General features: G+C 69.6%; 17 protein-coding genes. 8 read left to right on the top strand and 9 right to left on the bottom strand.

The window, feature by feature from the left end; all coding sequences use genetic code 11:
- The first annotated feature begins 93 nt into the window (after positions 1–93).
- From AB0O15_RS28225 to AB0O15_RS28205, 5 genes are read left to right on the top strand one after another with little or no spacing between them, the layout of a single operon-like run.
- Positions 94–1374, top strand: coding sequence for an extracellular solute-binding protein (locus AB0O15_RS28225; RefSeq protein ID WP_364324096.1), 1281 nt, complete (start codon positions 94–96; stop codon positions 1372–1374).
- Positions 1371–2228, top strand: a complete 858-nt coding sequence (locus tag AB0O15_RS28220; RefSeq protein WP_364324094.1) for a sugar ABC transporter permease — start codon at positions 1371–1373, stop codon at positions 2226–2228. Before AB0O15_RS28225 ends, AB0O15_RS28220 begins: the two co-directional genes overlap by 4 nt.
- Positions 2225–3049, top strand: coding sequence for a carbohydrate ABC transporter permease (locus AB0O15_RS28215; protein ID WP_364324092.1), 825 nt, complete (start codon positions 2225–2227; stop codon positions 3047–3049). The genes AB0O15_RS28220 and AB0O15_RS28215 overlap by 4 nt, the downstream gene beginning before the upstream one ends.
- Before the next feature lie 18 nt (positions 3050–3067).
- Positions 3068–6142, top strand: coding sequence for a hypothetical protein (locus tag AB0O15_RS28210; protein WP_364324090.1), 3075 nt, complete (start codon positions 3068–3070; stop codon positions 6140–6142).
- 2 nt (positions 6143–6144) lie between these two features.
- Positions 6145–7317: a glycoside hydrolase family 76 protein gene (locus tag AB0O15_RS28205; protein ID WP_364324088.1), complete on the top strand. Its 1173-nt coding sequence runs from the start codon at positions 6145–6147 to the stop codon at positions 7315–7317.
- A 102-nt stretch (positions 7318–7419) separates the two neighbouring features.
- On the opposite strand, the gene AB0O15_RS28200 is transcribed toward AB0O15_RS28205, so the two are convergent.
- Together AB0O15_RS28200 and AB0O15_RS28195 are read right to left on the bottom strand one after the other, a co-directional pair.
- The gene (locus AB0O15_RS28200; RefSeq protein WP_364324087.1) at positions 7420–9255 is read right to left on the bottom strand and encodes a calcium-binding protein; all 1836 of its coding nucleotides are present in this window, start codon (positions 9253–9255) and stop codon (positions 7420–7422) included.
- Between the two features lie 384 nt (positions 9256–9639).
- Entirely contained in the window at positions 9640–9771 is a 132-nt protein-coding gene (locus AB0O15_RS28195; RefSeq protein WP_364324086.1) for a hypothetical protein, read from the bottom strand.
- 309 nt (positions 9772–10080) lie between these two features.
- Here AB0O15_RS28195 and AB0O15_RS28190 point away from each other — a divergent pair, with 309 nt between their 5' ends.
- Entirely contained in the window at positions 10081–10977 is an 897-nt protein-coding gene (locus tag AB0O15_RS28190) for an ATP-binding protein (RefSeq protein ID WP_364324084.1), read from the top strand.
- A 120-nt stretch (positions 10978–11097) separates the two neighbouring features.
- Here the strand turns inward: AB0O15_RS28190 and AB0O15_RS28185 are convergent, their stop codons facing one another.
- The 6 genes from AB0O15_RS28185 to AB0O15_RS28160 all read right to left on the bottom strand — a co-directional run bounded on the left by AB0O15_RS28185 (position 11098) and on the right by AB0O15_RS28160 (position 16365).
- Complete coding sequence (locus AB0O15_RS28185) at positions 11098–11265, bottom strand: hypothetical protein (RefSeq protein WP_364324082.1); 168 nt, start codon at positions 11263–11265, stop codon at positions 11098–11100.
- A 331-nt stretch (positions 11266–11596) separates the two neighbouring features.
- On the bottom strand, positions 11597–12256 hold the full coding sequence (gene bluB / locus AB0O15_RS28180; RefSeq protein ID WP_364324080.1) for a 5,6-dimethylbenzimidazole synthase: 660 nt from the start codon (positions 12254–12256) through the stop codon (positions 11597–11599).
- An 85-nt stretch (positions 12257–12341) separates the two neighbouring features.
- Positions 12342–13109, bottom strand: a complete 768-nt coding sequence (locus tag AB0O15_RS28175) for a hypothetical protein (RefSeq protein ID WP_364324077.1) — start codon at positions 13107–13109, stop codon at positions 12342–12344.
- A gap of 243 nt (positions 13110–13352) precedes the next feature.
- Positions 13353–15047, bottom strand: a complete 1695-nt coding sequence (locus tag AB0O15_RS28170) for an alpha/beta fold hydrolase (protein WP_364324074.1) — start codon at positions 15045–15047, stop codon at positions 13353–13355.
- Between the two features lie 200 nt (positions 15048–15247).
- Positions 15248–15625, bottom strand: a complete 378-nt coding sequence (locus AB0O15_RS28165) for an IPT/TIG domain-containing protein (protein ID WP_364324072.1) — start codon at positions 15623–15625, stop codon at positions 15248–15250.
- A complete protein-coding gene (locus AB0O15_RS28160; RefSeq protein WP_364324070.1) occupies positions 15622–16365 on the bottom strand; it encodes a hypothetical protein in 744 nt (247 codons plus the stop codon). Before AB0O15_RS28160 ends, AB0O15_RS28165 begins: the two co-directional genes overlap by 4 nt.
- Before the next feature lie 180 nt (positions 16366–16545).
- Between AB0O15_RS28160 and AB0O15_RS28155 the strand changes: the two genes are divergently transcribed.
- Positions 16546–17463, top strand: a complete 918-nt coding sequence (locus AB0O15_RS28155; protein ID WP_364324068.1) for a helix-turn-helix domain-containing protein — start codon at positions 16546–16548, stop codon at positions 17461–17463.
- Positions 17464–17534: 71 nt separating this feature from the next.
- On the opposite strand, the gene AB0O15_RS28150 is transcribed toward AB0O15_RS28155, so the two are convergent.
- Entirely contained in the window at positions 17535–18437 is a 903-nt protein-coding gene (locus tag AB0O15_RS28150; RefSeq protein ID WP_364324066.1) for a trypsin-like serine protease, read from the bottom strand.
- Positions 18438–19158: 721 nt separating this feature from the next.
- Between AB0O15_RS28150 and AB0O15_RS28145 the strand changes: the two genes are divergently transcribed.
- Positions 19159–19896 carry a tetratricopeptide repeat protein gene (locus AB0O15_RS28145; RefSeq protein ID WP_364324064.1) on the top strand — a complete coding sequence of 246 codons (738 nt, stop codon included), beginning with the start codon at positions 19159–19161 and terminating at the stop codon, positions 19894–19896.
- The last annotated feature ends 98 nt before the right edge of the window (positions 19897–19994 follow it).

Genomic DNA, 19994 nt, shown 5'->3' with positions numbered 1-19994 from the left:
GTACCAGAGTTGCCCAGTCCACATCTCCGTGCCCCAGCAGGATTTGTTTCCAACGTATTGCCTAGTGTCTATGGTAGCGATACCGTGCCGGAGATGCGGATCACGAAACGGACAGCCAGCGCGCTTCTCACCGCGGTGCTCACGGTCACGTCGGCCGCCGCCTGCGGGCGCGGCAGCGAGCCGGCCGGCGGCGCCGGCCCGCTCTCCCTCTACTCCGACAATCCCACCTGGGAAAAGGGCTTCGTCGACGCCGGCACGGCGCTGCAGAAGATCACCGGCCGCGGCATCAAACCGGTCAGCGTCCCGTCGACCTCCGACTACGAACAGGTGGTGCGGACGTCGATCACCACCCGGAAGACCAACGATCTGGTCAAGTGGTGGAGCGGATACAAGCTGCAGGACCTCGCCTCGACCGGGCTGCTGACCGACCTCACCGACGTGTGGAACTCGGCCGAGCAGAAGGGCTGGGTCGACCCGGCGCTCAAGCCCAATTACACCTTCCAGGGCAAGGTGTACGGCCTGCCGATGTACCAGTCCTACTGGGTGGTGTTCTACAGCAAGCCGCTGTTCGCCGAGCACGACATCGAGCCGCCGACCACGTTCGCCGAGTTCGAGAAGGCCGCCGCCACCCTCAAGCAGAACGGCGTGACGCCGCTGTGGACCGGCCAGTCCGACACCTGGACGTCGTTCATCCCCTACCAGACCCTGGTCGCCGCCCAGTCCCCCGACTTCTACGCCAAGCTCACCCAGAACAAGGCGGCCTGGACCGACCCGGTCTCCCAGAACGCGATGGCCATCTGGAAGGGCTGGATCGACAGGGGCTGGACCACCCCGGCCGACGTCAAGCTCGCCGATGCCCCGGCGATGATGAAATCCGGCAAGGTGGCCATGCTCCCGGTCGGTACCTGGGAGAACAGCAACCTCAAGCTGGCCGGCATGACGCCGGACAAGGACTACGGCGCCTTCTTCATGCCGACCGTGACGCCCGGCGCGCCCCGGTCGACCTTCGTCGAGGGCGGCGCGTGGACCGTGCCCACCAACGCGCCGAACCGCGAGGACGCGGTCAAGCAGCTGGGCAACTGGCTCGACCCGTCGGTGCAGACGGTCTGGTCCACCTTCCTCGCGGACAGCTCGGCGAATCCCGATGTCCCCTCCACCGACCCGCTGATCAAGAAGCTGCAGACCCAGGTCGCCCAGGACAAGCCGGTGCTGCTGAACCGCTTCTACGAGGCTTTCCCGTCCAAGCTGGTGCTGGCCGCGACCACCGAGCTGCAGGGGTTCATGGTCGACCCGGGCACCGGCCCGAAGACACTCGACGCGATCCAGAAGACCTCCGTGACCGAGTGGGCCGCCTGGAAGAAGCAGGCCGGATGACGGTCCGGGCCGCGGCGTCCCGCGCGGCCTTCCTGTTCCCCGCCGTCGGATGCGTGGCGGTGGTGCTCCTGACGCCGTTCGCCATCACGTTCCACCGCAGCTTCTTCGGTGAGGGCATCGCCCCGGAGTTCACCGGGCTCGCCAACTACGCGCAGATGTTCCGGGACCCGATCCTGGTCAGGTCGCTGGTCAACACGCTGATCTGGGTGGTCGGGTCGCTGGTCCTGCCGGTCGGGCTGGGCCTGGCCATCGCGGTGATGACCAATGCCACGAGATGGGGACGCTGGGCGCGGCTGGCGGTGGTGCTGCCGTACGCGATCTCCGGCTCCGCGGTCGCCGTGGTCGGCGCGTTCATGCTCCAGACCAACGGCGCCGTGAACCAGCTGCTGATCGCGGCCGGACTGGACGGTCTCACCGCACAGTGGCTGCTGCTCTGGCCGCAGAACACGATCAGCGCCATCCTGCTGAGCACCTGGCAGAGCACCGGCGTCGCGGTCGTGTTGTTCCTCGTCGGCCTGCAGACCGTGCCGGTGGAGACCATCGAGGCGGCCGCGCTGGACGGCGCGGACGGCTGGAAGCGATTCCGGCACGTCACGTTCCCGCAGCTGCGCGCCGTCACCGTCGTGGTCGTCGGCATCACGCTGGCCAACGCGCTGCGCGCCTTCGACGTCATCTGGGTGCTCACCCAGGGCGGCCCGGCCCGCAGCTCCGAGACGCTCGCCCTGTCGATGTACCGCGAGACGTTCCTGCTCCAGGACGCCGGGCAGGGCTCGGCGATCGCGGTGGTGCTGACGATCGTCGTCGTCGGCGCTTCGTGGATCTATCTGCGCTCGAATCTGAGGAGCAGCCGATGAGGAACCTGACCCCCGGCCGGGTGGTGCGCAATGTCGTTGTGGTGGCGCTGGGCCTGATCTGGTTGCTGCCCACCTACCTGTTGATCGTGAACGCGGCCGTCTCCAACGACTCCTACTCGGGAACCGCCCGGTGGTTCCCGGGCAGCTTCGCGCTGTGGGACAACATCGAGGCCGGCTGGCAGGCCGCCGACTTCACCGACGCCGCCCGCAACAGCCTGCTCTACGCCACGGTCTGCGCCGCGGCAGCCGTGCTGATCGCCACGCTGGCCGCGTTCGCCCTGGTGGTGATGCCGGTCCGGCGCAAGGCGCTGTGGTTCTGGCTGATCTACGCCGGCACGCTGCTGCCGCTGCAGGTCTTCGCCCGGCCGTTGTTCCTCGCGGCCTCCACCACCAACCTGTACGACACCCCATGGGGCCTGGGCATCGTCTACGTCGCGATCTGCATCCCGTTCGCGATGTTCGTGGTCCGCAACTACCTGACCACACTGCCTCTGGAGGTCACCGAGTCGGCCCGGATCGACGGCGCCGGCTGGTTGCGGCTGTTCTGGTCGATCCACGTCCCGCTCTCCCGGTCCGCGATGGCCGCCGCGTTCGTGTTCCAGTTCGTCTACATCTGGAACGAGCTGTTCTTCGGCATCACCCTGTCGCTGAGCCCGGAGGTGCAGCCGGTGATGGCCGCGCTGGCGGGGTTGCAGGGCAACTTCAGCGCCGTCGGCCAGCCCGCGGTCCTGGCCGCCGCCCTGGTCGTGTCGCTGCCCACCGTCGCGCTGTTCTTCGGCTTCCAGCGATTCTTCGTGACCAGCCTCAAGTCCAACATCTGATCCCCGAGGAGGCGCCCGGTGACCACCAAGACACTGATCGCGAGGTCGACCTGGGACTGGGACCTGGCCCGCGACGACCTGCGGAACCGGGCCACCACGGCGTCGGCCGGGCCGATCCGGGTGCAGGCCGAGCCGCTGCTGCGAAGAACCGCATCGGGAGCGCTGCTGCAATCGGTCCGGGTCCGCGCGGGCCGGGCCTTGACCCAGGCTTTTGTACGCTCGGCGTCCGGCGCCGAGATCCCGGCCCGTGTCGCCGCGGCGCCGGACGGCCTGCGCCTGCTCGTCGGTGAGGTGGCCGCGCCGGAGACGATCACCGTCGAACTGCCCGAGGTCGCGACCGGCGAGCGCATCGAGCTCGTGCTCGCACCGGTCCGCCACTGGGACGTCCACCTCGTGCACCATTCCCACCTCGACATCGGGTACACCGACCCCCAGGGCCGGGTTCTGGCCGAGCATCTGTCCTATCTGGACTCCGCACTCGACCTGATCCGGGAGACCGACGACTGGCCGGACGACGCCCGGTTCCGCTGGTCGGTGGAGTCGCTGTGGTCGTTCGAGCAGTGGTGCGCCAACCGGCCCGCGGCCGCCGTCGCCGACATGATCGACCGGGTGCGGCAGGGCCGGATCGAGCTCACCGCGATGCCGTTCAACCTGCACACCGAGACCTGCTCGACCGACGAGTTGCACGAACTGCTGCGGATCGCGCGCGACATCCGCCGCCGGCACGGCGTGGACATCCGGGCCGCCATGCAGACCGACGTGCCCGGCGCGGTCGGCGGGCTGGTGGACGTGCTCGCGGAGAACGGGGTGCGTTACCTGTCCGTCGCCCACAACTGGGCCGGCCGGTCGGTGCCGCACCTGACCGGCGGGCAGGACGTGCCACGTCTGTTCTGGTGGCGGGCGCCCAGCGGCGAACGGGTGCTGGTCTGGTCCACCGACACCCCGCACGGGCTCGCCTACATGGAGGGGTCGGTGCTCGGCTTCGACGTCTCCTACGACATGGTCGACGACCTGCTGCCGGCGTACCTGACAGCGCTGGCCACGCGGCCGTACCCGTACGACGGGCGGGCCTTCGGGTTCCCGGTTCCCGACGCTCCCCTGCACCGGCCGCCGTACCCGTGGGACATCCTGCACCTGCGGGTGCAGGGACGCTTCGGCGACAACGCGCCGCCGCGGCGGATCATGGCCGAGACCGTACGGCGGTGGAACTCCGAGTGGGCCTATCCGCGCCTGCGGCTCTCGCACAACGAGGACTTCTTCACTGAGGCCGAGCGCCGGTACAGCGAGCGGCTGCCGTCCTTCACCGGCAGCTGGAACGACTGGTGGGCGGACGGCATCGGCTCCGCCGCGCGGCCGCTGCAACTCGTCCGGCGTGCCCAGGCCGCCGTGGCGGACGCCCAGACGGTCAGCACGATCGCCGGCCTGCGTGGCGCGCCCGGCGCGGCCACGGACACCGCCGATGCCCGGGGCGTGTACCTCAACGCCTCGCTCTTCGACGAGCATACCTGGGGTGCGGCGGACCCCTGGACGCACGGCGACGACCACACCCACTCCGGCGAGGAGCAGTGGCACTGGAAGTACCACACCGCACTCGCCGCGCACGACGACGCCGAGCGGCTGCTCACCCGGGCGGTGGCGCGGCTCGCGGGCACGCTGGACGGCGGCGCCGCGCTGTACGTGGTGAATCCCGCGGCGCACGCGCGGACCGGTGTGGTGACCGCGTTCGTGCCGGAGAGCCGCATCCCGATCGAGACGCCGCTGTCGGTGGCCGACCCGCGCACCGGCAAGTCCCTGCCGGTCGAGGAGACGCCGCAGCTCAACCCGACGCATCGGGAGGCCGGGCGGTTTCTGCACATCGCGGTGGACGACGTGCCGCCGCTGGGCGTCCTCCGCCTCGACCTGGTCGACGCCGGCCCACCCACGGCCGCCGCGCCACCACCCGCCGGATCCGTGCTCGAGAACGACGAGCTGCGCGTCGAGGTCGATCTGGCGACCGCGGCCATCCACTCGATCATCGACAAGCGCACCGGCGCCGAGCTCGTCGACCCCAGCGGCACCTTCGGATTCAACGCGTACGTGTATGACCACTACGCGACCGCCGGTGGCATCAACCACCAGTCGTCGAAGACCGAGGCCACGGCGAACCTGGCCCTGCTCGGGTCCCGGGGGACGGCCCGGCCCGCGGCACTGGTCGACGCCGGCCGTACCGCGGTGCGGCAGTGGCTGACCTACGAATCCGTGGCGCCGGGCGCCGACTGGGTCCGCACCACGTTGACGCTGCGACCCGGCACCGGCGTGCTGGAGATCGAGAACCGGATCGCCAAGCCCGCGACGATGGCCAAGGAGAGCGCCTTCTTCGCGTTCCCGTTCGCGTTCCCGGACCCGGTCCTCCGGATCGACGCCACCGCGACCGTCAACGGCACCGACCTGCCGTACGTGCCCGGCGGAGCCGCCCACATGCAGGCCGTCCGGCACTGGATCGGTCTGCACGCCGACGGTTTCGGGGCGGCCTGGGTGACCGTCGACGCCCCACTGGTCCAGCTCGGCGCGATCGCCGTGCCGTACGCGCCGTTCCCGGTATCGACGCCGTCACACGAGCCCGGCACCATCTACTCCTGGGTGCACAACAACCTGTGGGACACCAATTTCCCCAGCCGGCAGGCGTTCGAGATGACGTTCCGGTACCGCGTCACGGCAAGCCCGTCGGATAGCCCTGACACGACGTCCGCCTTCGCCGCCCGGGTCGCGGCCGACGCCACCAACCCGCTCGCCGCGGTGCCGGCGCCGGCCTCCGCCCCGACCGGCCCGATCGCCGCCGCCGGTCCGGCCGTCACCCTCTCCGACGATCGGGTGCGGCTGGCCGGGCTCACCACGCCGGCGCCCGGGCAGGTCCTCGTGCGGCTGCGATCCGTCGCCTCGGCCCCGGTGGACTGCACGATCACGCCGGGTTTCCCCGCCGGCGCCGCCTGGACGGCCACCTATCTGGGCGAGTCCCGCTCGGCCCTGGAGATCCACGACGCGAAGGTCACCGCCACCGTGCCGGCCTTCGGAACCACCGCAGTGCTGCTGACCTTTCCCACCACCGAGGAGTGAGCATGCGCCACGCCATCCGTCTCGCCGTCACCACCGGGCTCGCCGCGCTGCTGGCCGGTTCGGCAGGTGCTGTGCCCGCCGCCGCGGCGGGCACCTGGAAAGACCGGGCCACCGCCGCCTACCGGTCGCTGCAGGAGCACCTCTACGTCGACCCGCTCTACCAGGAGAACTATCCGAAACAGCCGGCTGACAACCCGTACTCGTATCTCTGGCCCTATCGCGAAGCCGTCACCGCGGCCCTGTCCCTGCACGAGGCGCGCGGTGACAGCCCGGTGAGCCGGCGTGACCTCGCCACCCGGTTCGCCGGCTTCGACGCGTACTTCAGCGGCATGCCCGGCAGCGCCGGCTACCAGTCCTACGTCGTGCCGCCGCTGGGCACCGGCGGGGACCTGTTCTACGACGACAACGCGATCGTCGGGCTGGAATTCGTGCGCGGTTATCACGCCACCGGCGACAGCCGGCTGATCCCGCACGCCGTCGACGCGCTGAAGGCGGTCGAGCGCGGCTGGGACAACGACCAGTCGCGACCTTGCCCCGGCGGCGAGAAATGGGTCGAGTCGGCGAACAACTCGTTCCGGGCCGCCAATGTCACCGGACTCGGCGCCCAGCTCGCCGCCCATCTCTACCTGATCCGGCACCAGCGGGCCGATCTCGACTTCGCCCGCAAACTGTTCGGCTGGAACCAGCGTTGCCTGCGGCAGAGCGCCGGCCTGTATTGGAACGACATCTCCTACGACGGCGTCGTCAACGAGACGCTGTGGACCTACAACTCAGGCGCGATGATCGCCTCGGCCACTCTGCTCTACCGGGCCACCCACGACCGCTCCTACCTCCGCGAGGCGGTCGCCGCGGCGCGCGGCGCGCTGGACTACTGGACCACCGACGATCGCCTCTACCAGCAGCCCGCCATCTTCAACGCGTACCTGCTCAACGACTTGCTGCTCTTCTCCTCGGAGGCTCCGGACGCGCGGCACCGGGCCGTATTCGAGCGGTACGCCGCCCGGCTGTGGTCCGAGAACCGCGACCCGGCCACCGGCCTGTTCCACTTCCAGGCCAGCGGCGGCGGCGCACCCGACCCGGCGAACGTTCCCGCGCAGACCCTGGAGCAGTCTGCGGTCGTCCAGATCTTCGCGGCGCTGGCCTGGAGCCCGCGCGACCACTGGCGCATCGCCTAGATGACCTATTCCAAGGGGTGGGCGCTCCATCGAAGCGGGGGAAGCTCAGCGTCGCCTCCGGGCGCATACTCTCGAGTCGCCTGGCCACGGCCGATGCCTGACCTATCGGACCACCTTGACGAACAGATCGGTGGCCTCGGTGACGTTCGCCGCAGGTGCCGAGGACGCCGATCCGGGTTTGCCGTTGACGATCGAGCCGGAGTTCGCAATGACCGTCGAACCGGCCAGCACCGGAATCGTGACACTGCCGTCGGCGCCGGTGCTGACCGGATTCCACGGCGGCGGCGTCGCGCTACCGCCGAGCTGGTAGTCCGGGCCACCAGGCCACAGCTGACCGTCGAGCGCACCAGTGTCCAGGCCTACGACCGCGCCGGCGACCGGGGCGCCATCGACATCGGTGACGTGGACGGTGATCGGCACCAGGCGCGGCAATTTGATGGTCGCCACTTGGTCGTCGGTGAGGGTGAAGTAACTGACCAGGTAGACGAAGCCCCGATAGCCGGCCAGCGAACCGCGGATCTCGATGGCGGCCGGCCCTTCCAGGCGGCTCACGCTGAGCCGGCCGTCAGCGTCGGTGGTCCGGCCGGCGCCCGCGCCGGTGAAGCTGACCGTCAGCCCTGGAACGGGTTCGCCCGCCCCGTCGAGCACCTCGACCGTGAACGACACCCGTTTCGGCCGGACCACCGCGACGCTCAACTCGACGGGCTCGGTCACCTCGCTCGTCCAGGGCGAAGATCCGACTCCGACGTCGCCGTCGAACGCGTAGCTGACGCCGGCCTTGACCGTCGAGCCGGCCAGCACCGGGATGGTGGCCGTGCCGTCGGCGTCGGTGCGGATCGGGGACCAATGCGGTGGTGTGGCGCTGCCGCCGAGCTGGTACTGCGGGCCGCCGGGCCACAGCCGGCCCTCCAGAGCCGAGGTGTCCAGATCCACGGCGGCGCCGGCCAGCGGGGCGCCATCGACGTCGGTGGCGTGCACCGTGACCGGCACCAGCCGCGGCAGCCGGATCGTCGTATCGGTGTCGTCGACGAGGTTGAAGTAGCTCACCAAGTACACGAAACCGGCGTAGCCCGGCATCGACCCGCGGATCTCCATCGGAGTGTGGCCGGTCATCCGGTTGACGCTGAACCGGCCGTCGGAGTCGGTGGGCGTACCCGGGCCCGCACCCACGAAGCTCACCATGAGCCCCGGGATCGGCTCGTCGTCAGCGGTCACCACATGCAACGCGAACGCCACCTTGCGCGGCTTGGTCACCACCGGTGAGACGGTGCAGTCAAGTGCGCTGCTGGTTCCGTCCGAGGTGCAGTAGTCGTCACCGTTCCCGCCGACGACCAGGTCCGGCCCGGGGCCGCCGTCGAGCTGGTCGTTGCCGTCCTGACCCTGGATGGTGTCATTGCCACCAGCCCCGTAGAGGTAGTCGCTGCCGCTACCGCCGGTGATTTGGTTGGGGCCGGCGTTGCCGGTGAGGGTGTCGACCCCCGACCCGCCGACCAGTCCCTCGACGTCACCGGCGATGGCGTCGGCCTCCTTGGCGGAGCCATCATTGGGCCGGCCGTCGAGCGATGCGATCACCGGCGTGGAGTGGTCACCGTAGGAAACCCGGTCGGTACCGGCGCCGCCCACCAGCCGGTCGCTGCCGGCGCCACCCAGCAGGGTGTCACCGCCGGCGCCGCCGTCCAGGGTGTCGTTGCCACCGCGCCCGTCGAGGGTGTCGTTGCCGCCCAGGCCACAGATCACATCAGCCCCGGACGTCCCGACCAGCCGGTCATTGCGCACGGTACCGACTATCGTGCAGGCTTTGCCGGTGGCCGCGGTGGGCCGGGAGACGGCCATCGCCGGTGGCGTCGTGGCGGCCATCGTCGCGACGACCACCGCGACCACGGCGACCGCCCGTGCCGTACCCCTCGAAAGCCGCATGTTGTCCCCCAGCCGGCGCACGGGCCCTCCGATCGCCAGAGTTCCTGATCGGCCGGGACAGACCGGACTCAAGCGATTCCCGCGGCCGCCTGCCCAGCCGTGACAGCCGCCGCGGTGTTTCCACAGGGGCTCAGCTCCGGAGGCGGCACGACACCGTACGATCCAGCTCACTCAGGCGGCCCGACGCGGCCCTGGCCAGCGCCGACTCAGGCTCGGGCGTCTTCGCCAACTTCACCGCCAACGGGGCACAAGCCATCTCGTCTGACTTCGACGGCGTCATCATCACCGGGCACCACAAGTCCACCCCCGCCGACACCGACGGGGTCTGCTGCACCCTCCCTGTGCCCTATTGACACCCGTGGGGTTGGCACACGGCGGCTGCGGCCATCCCCGAGTTCCGACGTATCAACGGTTCAGCCCATTTATCGTATCCAGCAGGTTGACCACGTCGTCCGGCCCGCCATCGCCTGCGCTCATCAACGCGTCGAACAACGCGAATATCTCTTCCAGGAGCCGGTGCCGCGCATCGTCGGTCATGAACGCATCCTGCCGGATCGCGGCCTCGGGCGATAACTGGTGGACGCCACTCAACTCGATGGCGGAGTCCCCTGGCGTCATCCCAGCTTTTCGCACAGTACACAGCGACACGGGCAGATGTTGCTGCCGACTCAGCGACCTTCCATTTGGGGTCGGCCAGAGTCGGGTGCACACGACTGTGCGCTAACAGCGGCAAATCTGGACGTCTAAGCGCTCAGCACGAGACCCCCCTGTCGTTCCTCGGTCGCCGCCGACGCGGGGCTGGACGCAGCAGACCTGGACCGCTATCCCTTCCAGCTGTCCGGCGGGATGGCCCAGCGTCTGGTCACCGCCCTCGCCTTGGCATCCGATCCGCTACTGCTGATCGCCGACGAGCCCACCACTGGACTGGACCGGCCGCTGGTCGACCACACCCTCGACGTGCTGCGCCGCCGTTGCGACCAGGGCGGCGCGGTCCTGCTGATCACTCATGACCTCGCCGCCGAACGCGTCGCCGACACCGTCGCCGTCATGTACGCCAGCCACATCGTCGAACATCGGCCGGCGTCATCGGTCTTCACTGCCGCAGCCCATCCGTACACCGCGGCACTGCTCGACGCCCTACAGGACCTGGTCGAGGGCCTCTTGCAGCTCTCGCTGCTCGGCCGTGCCGAGCCGGGCCGTGAGCCGGTAGACCTCACCGGCCTGGCCATCGACGTCGTCGCCGAGCTGCGCCAGGGCGAACCGGAGCGTGCCGTGCAGGTCGTGGTCGCCGACGGGCTCGCGGCCCGCGCCGACCCCGGCATGCTGCGCCTGGTCCTGGAGAACCTGCTGGGCAACGCCTGGAAGTTCACCGCCGGCCGCGGGGACGCGCGGATCGAAGTCGCTTCCAGCGGTCAGGAAGAGCAGCAACCAGCATTCTCGGTACGGGACAACGGCGTCGGCTTCGACATGGCGTACGCCGAAAAGCTGTTCGAGCCGCTGACCATCGGAAGGCATCCCGGGGAGCGCGGCCCGCAAGGAAAGAGACTTCCGCAACGCTGGGGCTTCAACCACGGAGCCGTCGTACGAGGCGGGCCCTGTGCGCAGGGGCGGGTTCACGTCACCCACACGTGGACGGCAGGACCAACCCATTCCGTCTCCCCGGTTACAGACACCGCAGTGTCAGCGCATCACATGGGTCCCACCCGCAGGGTTGTCTGGGCTGAGGATCGCGCACAGCAGTGAGGACAGTATCGCCGCTATTGCCCGCGGTCGTGCAGGCGGGCCAGGGCAACGGCCACCGTGCCAACCGTCGCCGAGCTCCCATTGCCTCGACCGCCCGAGCGGCCAACCACAACGCCGCACCTACCGGCGGTGCTCATCGTCGTCCAGCGGCACGTCCTGACCCTGCTCCGCGACATCGGCCGGGTCCGCCTCGAACGGAACCCGCAGCCGCCGCATCGCCTCGGCGCTGCCATCGAACCCCGACGAGGCACCCTCGCCGGCCCGCTCATCCGAGGGCTGACGGAACAATGCATCACCGTCAGCTTCAGTCCAACCCATCATCAAATCCCTAGTCCGCTGGCGGCCGATATCGACACCGACGGTACCGGCCGAGCACGGGGCATCGCCTTGCACCCCACTGCTTCCCTCCCACCACGCGCGGGGCACAGCAAGCCTGCCGCCACAACCGCCGCAGCCCGCAGAAACACGGCCGACAGAGCCCTGTGGAAAGAGCTGTGGATAACACATCCGACCGCTCCAGGTGCCGGCTGTCTCCGTAAGCCGCCGCCGCACGTGATCACCGGCCACAGCCACACCGTATGCGCCACTTCCACCGCTGAAGTAGCGGTTTACCACTGCCTCAGAGCAACGGGGTGGCTGTGACCGGCGCTTTCGACACACCCCAGCGCTCGTCGTGCCGGGCCAGGTGCAGTGGCCGGCGGCTGCGCCAGCCATGTCGCTCCAGGTCGGGGACCTCTTGGAGCTGGGTGATCGGGCCGAGGCACAGCCACGCCACCGGCCGGACGGCGGCCGGTATTCCCAGCAGGTCTTGGACGAATTCCTCTCGGTAGAACGAGACCCAGCCGACGCCTAGCTGTTCTGCCGTGGCGGCCAGCCAGAGGTTCTGGATGGCCAGGCAGGTCGAGTAGAGGCCGGCGTCGGCGATCGCGTGCCGGCCCAGGACCGTGGGGCCGCCGCGTTGCGGGTCGTAGGTGACCACGATCGAGAGTGTCGATTCCAGTACTCCGTCGATCTTGATCCGGGCGAACCGGGTGGCTGCTTCCGTGTCCAGGGTGCCGGCGTACACCTCGCGTTCGCGGTGTACGTGCTCGTGGAACGCCCTGCGTAACGCCGTGTCCCGGACGACCACGAAGTCCCACGGCTGGGACAACCCGACGCTGGGCGCGGCGTGCGCGGCGGTCAGGATCCGATCGAGGGTGGCGTCGGGCAGCGGTTCGCCGGTGAACTCGCCCCGCACGTCGCGTCGGCGGTGGATGATCTCGTACAGGTCATGGACCATGGCTGGCTCCCGCTGCGCTCAGCCCCGCGCCGCCGGGGCTTCAGGTTTCTCGACTGCCTCATCGGGTCGGCTCGTCTGGACTTCGTCACGCCGTGGCGCGCAGGCGCCTGATCCACCCCTGGGCGGTGTGGCGAGGCACCTGATAGTGCTCGGCCACCCCTGCCACCGTCCCGATCTCCTCGAAGACCGCCGCGAGATCGTCGGGCGAAACGCGGTAGACCCGCCCGTTCTTGGCAGGCGCCGCGGTGGTAGCGGCCGCCCGGGTTCGTTTGGCGGGCTTCTGGTTCTTCGCCGGGGCCGTGGCGCTCGTGGCGGTCCGCTTCTTCACCGGCGCGGGCGGGGTCTTCGCCGCCGCGGCCTTCCTGGTTGCCTTAGCTGGGGCCTGTTTGGCCGTACGCGTCGTCGATGCGGCGGCCGTTCTTGCCGGTCGCCGAGGCGCACCAGTTTCGTCCCCGGACGGTGCGGTGGCAGCACGCGCGCGTGGCCGGCGCGGCGCCGGTGTGGCCGCAGCCCGCGGAGCGGTCTTACGTGTACGGCCCTTCGGCACCTCAGACACACCCGGCTGTTCGACAGGCTGGTCAGCGGTGGTTGCCTCGAGGGCAGGGGTCCCGCTCGGGGCGCTCAGCTCGGCTGTGTCATTGCCCCGCTGACCGGTTGACGCGGTCACGGTGCCGGTCACCGCTTGCAGGAGCAGATCGAAGTCGACAGTCGGGATGTGCCCACTGGACAGTCCCTGCGGGGCGTGCAGGTGCACATCGGTGATCCGGACCTGATCACCGGAGGTATCGACCACCAGCCGGGTCGCGGCGCCGCTGTCGTCGTTCGGGGCGATCGTGATCGTGTACGAATCCATGAACTTCCTTCGTAGGGGCCAGCGTTCGCGAGGTCATGCCGCCTTGCTCCGACAGGCGAACACACCAACACGACATACATGAAGATCACCAATGTAGCGCCGACGTCTAACCACAGCGGACACCACTCGTACCAAACGAACCTCGCCACCCCCGCACTTCAAGGTTCCGGCAGCGCGGCCGGCTTCAAAGCGGCCAAGGCCGCGGTGGCCGGCCGGAAGACCGGCCACCGCGGCGGGACGGGATCAGTGCTTGCGCCAGCTCCAGCGGTTGCCGGAGGGCGCCCAGTCGGTGCTGACCGGCGCCGACTCAGCGGCAGCGGCAACTGTCGACGCGGTCGACGCGGTCGACGCGGCCGAGTCGGAGGGTGGCGTAACGCCGTCGCAGCCGCCGGAGTCGGGGCGGCCGGTCAGAAAGTACGCCTCGAGGTGCTCGGTGCACTCCGGCACCCGCGCGACCGAACCGTGGATGTCGTCCTCGACCGTGAATGCGGTGCCGCCGATCTTTGCTTGCACCTGGGCGATCCACGGGAACGGCGTCGGGCTCTCCCACCGGTGCCCCGACAGCTGAAGGGAGCCGTTCGATTTGCGCAGCTGGAACGGTTCCTTCGCGGGGATCGGCCAGCCGGCGCAGATCTGGGTAAAGGGCGCCAGGCCCGCGGTGATCGGGAACTCCCGCTGCCGGCTCCGGTACGTCTTCCAGAAGGTGGGGAAGTCGTGTGGGCTGGTGTCGTCATTGCACAGGATCGCCTTGCCGGCGGCGTCGTTGAACTGCTCGGGAAGGTCGGCCGGCGGCTCGGTGGGCTCCTGCCGCCCGTCCCCGATGAGGATCGGCCGGAGTGCGTCCGGCATGGGGTCGCCGGTCTTCGCCGTGGTCAGCGCCGCCAGCGCGGGCGTGCCTTCGGCCCACAACGGGCTGGGCGCAACGGCCAGGAAGGCGGCCAGGTTGCCGTCGATCGGCTGGTCAAGGTCGCTGAAGACGATCGGCGCCGCGTCCAGCTTGGCCTTCACCTGCTTGACCAGGGCGATCACTTCCTCGGCGGTGTCGCCGAGGTGGTACGTCGTGTCCCGCTCCGCGGCCCAGGCGGCCCAGCGCGGAATCTTGCCCTCGTCGGCGGCGGTCACGTCGCGGAAGCGCGAGTCGAGCCGGTTCGCGGTCGGGCCGACCACGCTGTCCAGCCACATCCGGCCCACGGAATGCGGGTGGAGGCTTCGGTAGACCTGGCCGAGGAGCGTACCCCAGGAGACGCCGAAGTAGCTGAGTTTCTCCTGCCCGAGCGCCTTGCGCACCTGCTCGAGGTCGCGGGCCACGTTGGCGGTGGTGAGCTGCCCCAGGAAGGTGGGGTCGCTCTGCCAGCAGGTCTGGTTCTGCAGAACCTGGAAGTCGTAGATCTTCTTGGCTGTCTCCTTGGTGAGTGGCCCGGCCGGGATCTCAGGCGGCGTGACGTCGTCGTCCGGGCGCGCGCAGGCGGCCCGGGTGCTGTAGCCGACGCCGCGCGGGTCGAACCCGATCAGGTCATACTTCTCGGCGAGCGCCTCGAACTGCGGGCTGGTCAGCGCCAGCTCGTGCGGCATCAGATAGCCGCTGCCGCCCGGCCCGCCCGGGTTCACCGCCATGCTGCCCAGCTTGTGTCGCTGGTCGGTAGCCCGGAGCCGGCTGATCGCGACCGTGATCTTCGTGCCGTTCGGGCGGTTGTAGTCGAGCGGCACCTGGACGGTGCCGCAGTCGGTTCGGGCGAGCAGCGCCCGGATCCTGGGTAGCTCCTCCGGTGAGACACCCATCGCTTCGAGGGTCTCGTCCGAGTAGGCCACGCAGTCGCTCCACGTCACCGCGGGTGGCACCGTGCTTGCTCCGGCCGGCGGGGCAAGGGCGATGAGCCCTGCCCCGGCCGCCATGACGAGCACCCCGATCCCGGCGACAATTCCTGTGCGTCGTGTCATGCGGGAATTGATACAGATGGACGTGTCAAGCCGAGGTAACCGAAATCGTCCAGGTTCCTCTCAGCCTCGATCCACGTGCTGGTTTTCAGGATGCTCGCGTTGTCATTCGGCTGTGCGGGCCGTGAGGTTGGGTTGTCCGCGTTCGTCGAGCGGGCCGGCTGGAGTTCGCCTGAGGCAGGGGCGAGGCAGCATTCGGTCGGTCAGCCGACCGTCAGACGGGAGCCGGGTGACACGGCGCTCGTCCCGTACGGCGTACGCACGGCGACGTCGACCGGGCCTGCGGACGTAGCCGGAGAGACGAACCGCAGTCGCGTGTCGGAAAGGACCTTCACGCTCGTGGCCGCCGTACCGCCCAGCATGACCGACTGCGTGCCGGTGAACGACGTGCCGGTCACCGTGACGGCGGTGCCGCCCTTGGCCGGGATCTTCGTGATGCTCAGCCGGGTGATCGTCGGCGGCGGCGCCGTGTAGGCGAACGTCGTCGCCGAGCCGGTGAGACTCCCGCCGGCCGGGCCTGACACGACCACGTCGACGACGCCCGCGGCATGCGCCGGCGCGACCGCGACGAGCCGGGTCACGTCCGAGTCGACGACCTTGCGCGCGTGGTAACGCAGACCGGCCTGGAACCGGTCGGTTGACAGGCCCAGCCGTACGCCTTCCGGCCGGGCGCCAGGGTGTCCCGCACGAGGGTGGCGAACTCGCGGCCGTAGCGGTCGGTGGCCAGGTGCGGCACGTTGAACCAGGCATCGGCGCCGACCCGATTGGCCAACTCCACCATCAGTTCGGGCGCGACACCGCGAGTCTGCGTCGCCGAGTCCAGGTGCGGCCCCGCGGCGAGGCTGCTCGCGTCGAAGCGGTTCGGGTCGTTGGTGTAGATCCAGTCCATGAATCGCAGCGTGCGGAAACCCTTGAGCCGATCGAGGAAGACCGGGTGGAAGACCTGCTGCGCGCCGGTCTTCTCGTAGCCGGGCATCCACACGTGGATATCGCGTACGTAGTCCGCCGGGTTGGTCCGGGTCAGCCGCAGGAAGACGCCGCTTGTGCCGAGGTCGAACTCGAACCGGTTGGCGGTCGGGTTGAGCGGTTTGGTCCGATTGTCACCGCTCCACAGCCCGATGTCGCCGTCGCCCTTCCACGTCACGACGTAACGCCCCACCGGCATGCGGGCGGCTTCGAGCAGCACCGGCGTCTCGGCCCACGTCCCGGGCTCCAGGCGACGCACCCACCCGCGGTCGTCGAGGTCCAGCGCCGGGCCTTTGCCCCAGCCTGCCCCCTGCTGCTGGCTGATCCAGCTCCGGGAGGTCCGGAACACGTCCACGAACGGCCAGGCCGTGCCCCAGTCCGCGATCCCGCTGAGGTTGATGCCGATGCTCGGGGCGGCCGGCCCGGTGGGCGCCGGCGGCGGGCCCGCGACCGCAGGGGGGCTCCAGCGGCAGCAGCAACGTCGCGGCGACCGCGAGCCCGCGATCTGATCTCCAGCCTGAGCAAGCTCGGCACGATGGTGCGCAAGCTGGGCGAGATCATCCAGGATCTGATCGCCCGGCTGCGCGGGGCACGCGGGCTGGAGCGGGGTCTCTTCCGCGAGGGTGACGGCATCGTCCGCAACGGCAAGAAGATCCTGATGAGCCACGACAATGTGCTGGCGCTGGCACGGAAGTACGGCATCGACATGGAGGGCGTAAACCTCGGTATCGCCAAGTTCCGTCGCGGCGGCGCCCAGGACGCGGCCGTGGCTGCCATTGCGGGCACCTCAGCCTTGGTGACGTCGGGCCGACCTGTACCAGCGGAGGACTGTGTGCGGCCGTGGGTGGTCCGGCGCGGGACGTGGGATCTCGGCGACGAGCGGCACACCGACGCGCACCTGCTCGTCCTGCCCGCCGCTGAGCTTACGCCGCTGCTCGGCTCCCGCACGGTCTCCGGCGACACCGGGTCGGCCGAGGTGCGAATGCTTCTTGCGTACGCCCGGACGGTCCGACGGCTGCTGAACGAACTCGGTCCGGCGGGGCTACTCGCCGCCCGTACCGCCTTGATCGAGCTCACCAGAGCGCTTGTGCGCGGCGCCGCCGACCCCCAGCTGACCTCGCCGATCGTGCTGGCGGCGAAGGCACTGATCGAGCAACGGCTCACCGAACCCGGGCCGGACCCGGCGTTGCTCGCCCGGGAACTGCACGTCTCGGTCCGAACACTCCAACGCGCGTTCGCCGCGGAACGGACGTCGCTGACGGCGTACGTCCGGGATCGTCGCCTTGAGCTGGCCCGGCGGGCGCTGTCATCGCCGACTCGACCCAACAGCGTTTCGGAAGTCGCGTCGCGGTGGCAGTTCGCCGACGGCAGCCACTTCAGCCGCGCCTTCAAACAACGGTACGGGATAACGCCCGCAGCCTTCGCCCGTTCTCAGGCGGAGAGCCGACGATGAGCGACGGCAGTCTCCTGAGTGGGCGCTGCCGGGTAGTGGGCCCTGCTGGCGTTCTGCGGGTCCGTCAGCGATCAGCCACCGGTGAGCTGACCCAGGAAAGGCAGCTCATCCTTCGTGACCCGCCGTTGGCCGTGCGCCTGATTGCTCCTGAGGGGGCGCTGCGGGGCGCGTCCGGTGGCGGTGGAGGTGATGCGGTCAAGGGGGCAGGAGGCGGCAGTCGCCAGCCAGGTGCGGTAGTACGGGAGGCTGGTCGCGACGACGGGGGCGCCGCACGGGTCGTCGTCGTTCGTTGCCCGTGAAACCAGTGCCTGCCACACCCACCACCGTTCGGTGCCGGCCGCGCGGTGGCGGGCCGGGGTAAGCACCGGGCCGCCGGCATCTCCGAGGCAGGTGCCGACGGAGATGCAAATGTCACCCTCGCCGATCGTCGGGTCTGCGGTGGCACAGGAAGCGGCGGGCAGCTGCACGATGTCGCGCTGGCGCAGCATCGCCGGCAGCCGGTCGGGCTCGTCGGCCGGCGGCGGGAATTCGGTGAGTCCCCATCCGATGGCCCGCAGCGAAGTGCCGGGCTCTGATCCGGCAGCCGGGGGCAGCTTCATCAGCGGCTGGTTGATCGGGTGATCAACGGTGACCAACGCGATGTCCGCCACCGGCTTGCCGGGACCGGAAGTGCCCCACGTCCAGTCGGGGTGCAGCTGGACACGGGTGCCTCGGGCAGTTTCCCCGCCGCTGGTGCGGTCGTTGGTACCGGCCCGGACCATAATTCGTGACGGGTCCACCGCGACCGGGTCGGGAATCACCTGGTTGTCGGACACGCAATGCGCGTCGACCACCACGTGCCACGCGTCGTACAGGCCGGCACCGCAGTTCACGGTGGGGTCGTCCGGGTAGTCGACCGTGAGGTGCACCATGCCGTCGTAGCGTTGGGTGGCTTCGTGCCCGTCAATGATTGCTGTGGCCGGTGAGGCCGACACGGTGAGCGCGACGACCGAAGCCCCGAGGGCTGCGGCCGCTCTTACGAGGAGATTCATCAAGTTTTCCGTCCTTGCCGGCCCGGCACCGGATTCGCCGGGAGATCTAGAGGCAGCTGCGACTGAGGCTTGGCACGTTCAGACGGAAGGTGGAACACAATGGCCCATCGAAGCTGCACTGATGGCGGCGATTCGGCCTCAACAGTGAGCGATGTTGAGCAAGTCTGAGAAGTTAAACGATCAAACAGGCACTTTTCGTCGCGTACCAGTACTAGATCGGCTGGTTGCTTCGACGTTCGCCGAGAGGACGAGCTCCGCTGAGTCAGATTGGATAGATCAAGAAATCCTGCGGTCCGCCCGGCGTCTTTCGGAATTGCTGTCCGAACACAGTCTGAAGTCACATCGGAGGAGGACCGCACGTCGGCCGTCGCGAGATCGTGACGGTAACGCCGTACCGAAGGACATTCCGTTCCGATGGTGACGGCAGGTCTGCCCGTCGGTGTGAACCTCGACCAGCTGGAACACCGTGAGTCGACCCGTTCGGTCGAACGCCCGGCGACGCGGCAGCAGGTCCGCGTGTCCCGGCAGACCGGCAGCATCGTCGTCCCGAAAATGTCGGCGCTCGTCCTGTGGGGCGTTTTTCGCTGCGTCTCCGGGCAGGTGACGGGGCCGGAGCTTCCTCGCTGTTCTTGGATGGTGCGAGGCCGACCGGCGGAGGTTGCGGATGAACTACATCGAGGATGCACAGGCCGCGTTCCGGGCCGGGCGGACCGAGCTCGCGGCGCGGTGGAGCCGGGCGGGGCTCGATCGGGCCCGTGCGGACGCGGACGTGCCGGCCGAGATCGGCGCGCTGTGCATGCTCGCCCGGCTCGCCCTGCGTGAGCGGCAATTCAGCGACGCGTGGCGGCGGGCGGACGAGGCCCGTGCGCTGGCCGCCGGACTGCCGGACAGAGGTGCCGAGCAGATGCCGCTGCACATCGAGGCGGCCACGGCGCGGATGTCCGGAGACCTCGCCTACGCTCGCACCCTCTACCGCCAGAGCATCGCGCTCGGCCGGGAGACCGGCAACGCACGCATGGTCGCGACCGAGCACCTCAATCTCGGGTACGTCGAGCTGCACAGCGGTGACGTCGAGTCCGCACGCGAGCTGTTCGCGCAGGCACAGGCCCAGGCCCTCGAGATGGGGTACGAGCAGATCCTGCCCGACCTGGCCCTGGGCGCGACGGTTCTCAGCGCCACCGACGGCGAGCCCGACCGGGCGGCCCGTCTGCTGGGCGCGGCCGACGCCGGGTACGCCGCTCTCGGCCGTATCCCGGACCCCGACGATGACGACGAACGCGAAGGTCTGCTCAGCGAGCTCCGCCGCACCTTGGAGCGCGACGACCTCGACGCTGCTCTCGGCGCCGGCGCCGGCGCCGGTATCCAGCGGGCGCTGACCGAATGGGGTCAGAGGGCCGGTTGAGGCTTGCCGCTATCGGCGCGTGGACGGCGCCGTAGACGCCAAATGCCTTCGCGCGTTCGCCTGCGTCGGCGAAGGCGACCACCAACAGCGAGAGGGCG

The sequence above is a fragment of the Actinoplanes sp. NPDC089786 genome (assembly GCF_040684855.1).
Taxonomy (GTDB): domain Bacteria; phylum Actinomycetota; class Actinomycetes; order Mycobacteriales; family Micromonosporaceae; genus Actinoplanes.
The sequence above is the reverse complement of the archived record's forward strand: the minus strand, read 5'-3'. Positions and strand labels throughout refer to the sequence as shown.

Excerpts from the sequence above, each read along its gene's own strand:
- AB0O15_RS28225 (WP_364324096.1), top strand. The coding sequence starts at position 94 with ATGCGGATCACGAAACGGACAGCCAGCGCGCTTCTCACCGCGGTGCTC.
- AB0O15_RS28220 (WP_364324094.1), top strand. The coding sequence starts at position 1,371 with ATGACGGTCCGGGCCGCGGCGTCCCGCGCGGCCTTCCTGTTCCCCGCC.
- AB0O15_RS28215 (WP_364324092.1), top strand. The coding sequence starts at position 2,225 with ATGAGGAACCTGACCCCCGGCCGGGTGGTGCGCAATGTCGTTGTGGTG.
- AB0O15_RS28205 (WP_364324088.1), top strand. The coding sequence starts at position 6,145 with ATGCGCCACGCCATCCGTCTCGCCGTCACCACCGGGCTCGCCGCGCTG.
- AB0O15_RS28195 (WP_364324086.1), bottom strand. The coding sequence starts at position 9,771 with ATGACCGACGATGCGCGGCACCGGCTCCTGGAAGAGATATTCGCGTTG.
- AB0O15_RS28190 (WP_364324084.1), top strand. The coding sequence starts at position 10,081 with ATGGCCCAGCGTCTGGTCACCGCCCTCGCCTTGGCATCCGATCCGCTA.
- bluB (WP_364324080.1), bottom strand. The coding sequence starts at position 12,256 with ATGGTCCATGACCTGTACGAGATCATCCACCGCCGACGCGACGTGCGG.
- AB0O15_RS28175 (WP_364324077.1), bottom strand. The coding sequence starts at position 13,109 with ATGGATTCGTACACGATCACGATCGCCCCGAACGACGACAGCGGCGCC.
- AB0O15_RS28170 (WP_364324074.1), bottom strand. The coding sequence starts at position 15,047 with ATGACACGACGCACAGGAATTGTCGCCGGGATCGGGGTGCTCGTCATG.
- AB0O15_RS28155 (WP_364324068.1), top strand. The coding sequence starts at position 16,546 with ATGGTGCGCAAGCTGGGCGAGATCATCCAGGATCTGATCGCCCGGCTG.
- AB0O15_RS28145 (WP_364324064.1), top strand. The coding sequence starts at position 19,159 with ATGAACTACATCGAGGATGCACAGGCCGCGTTCCGGGCCGGGCGGACC.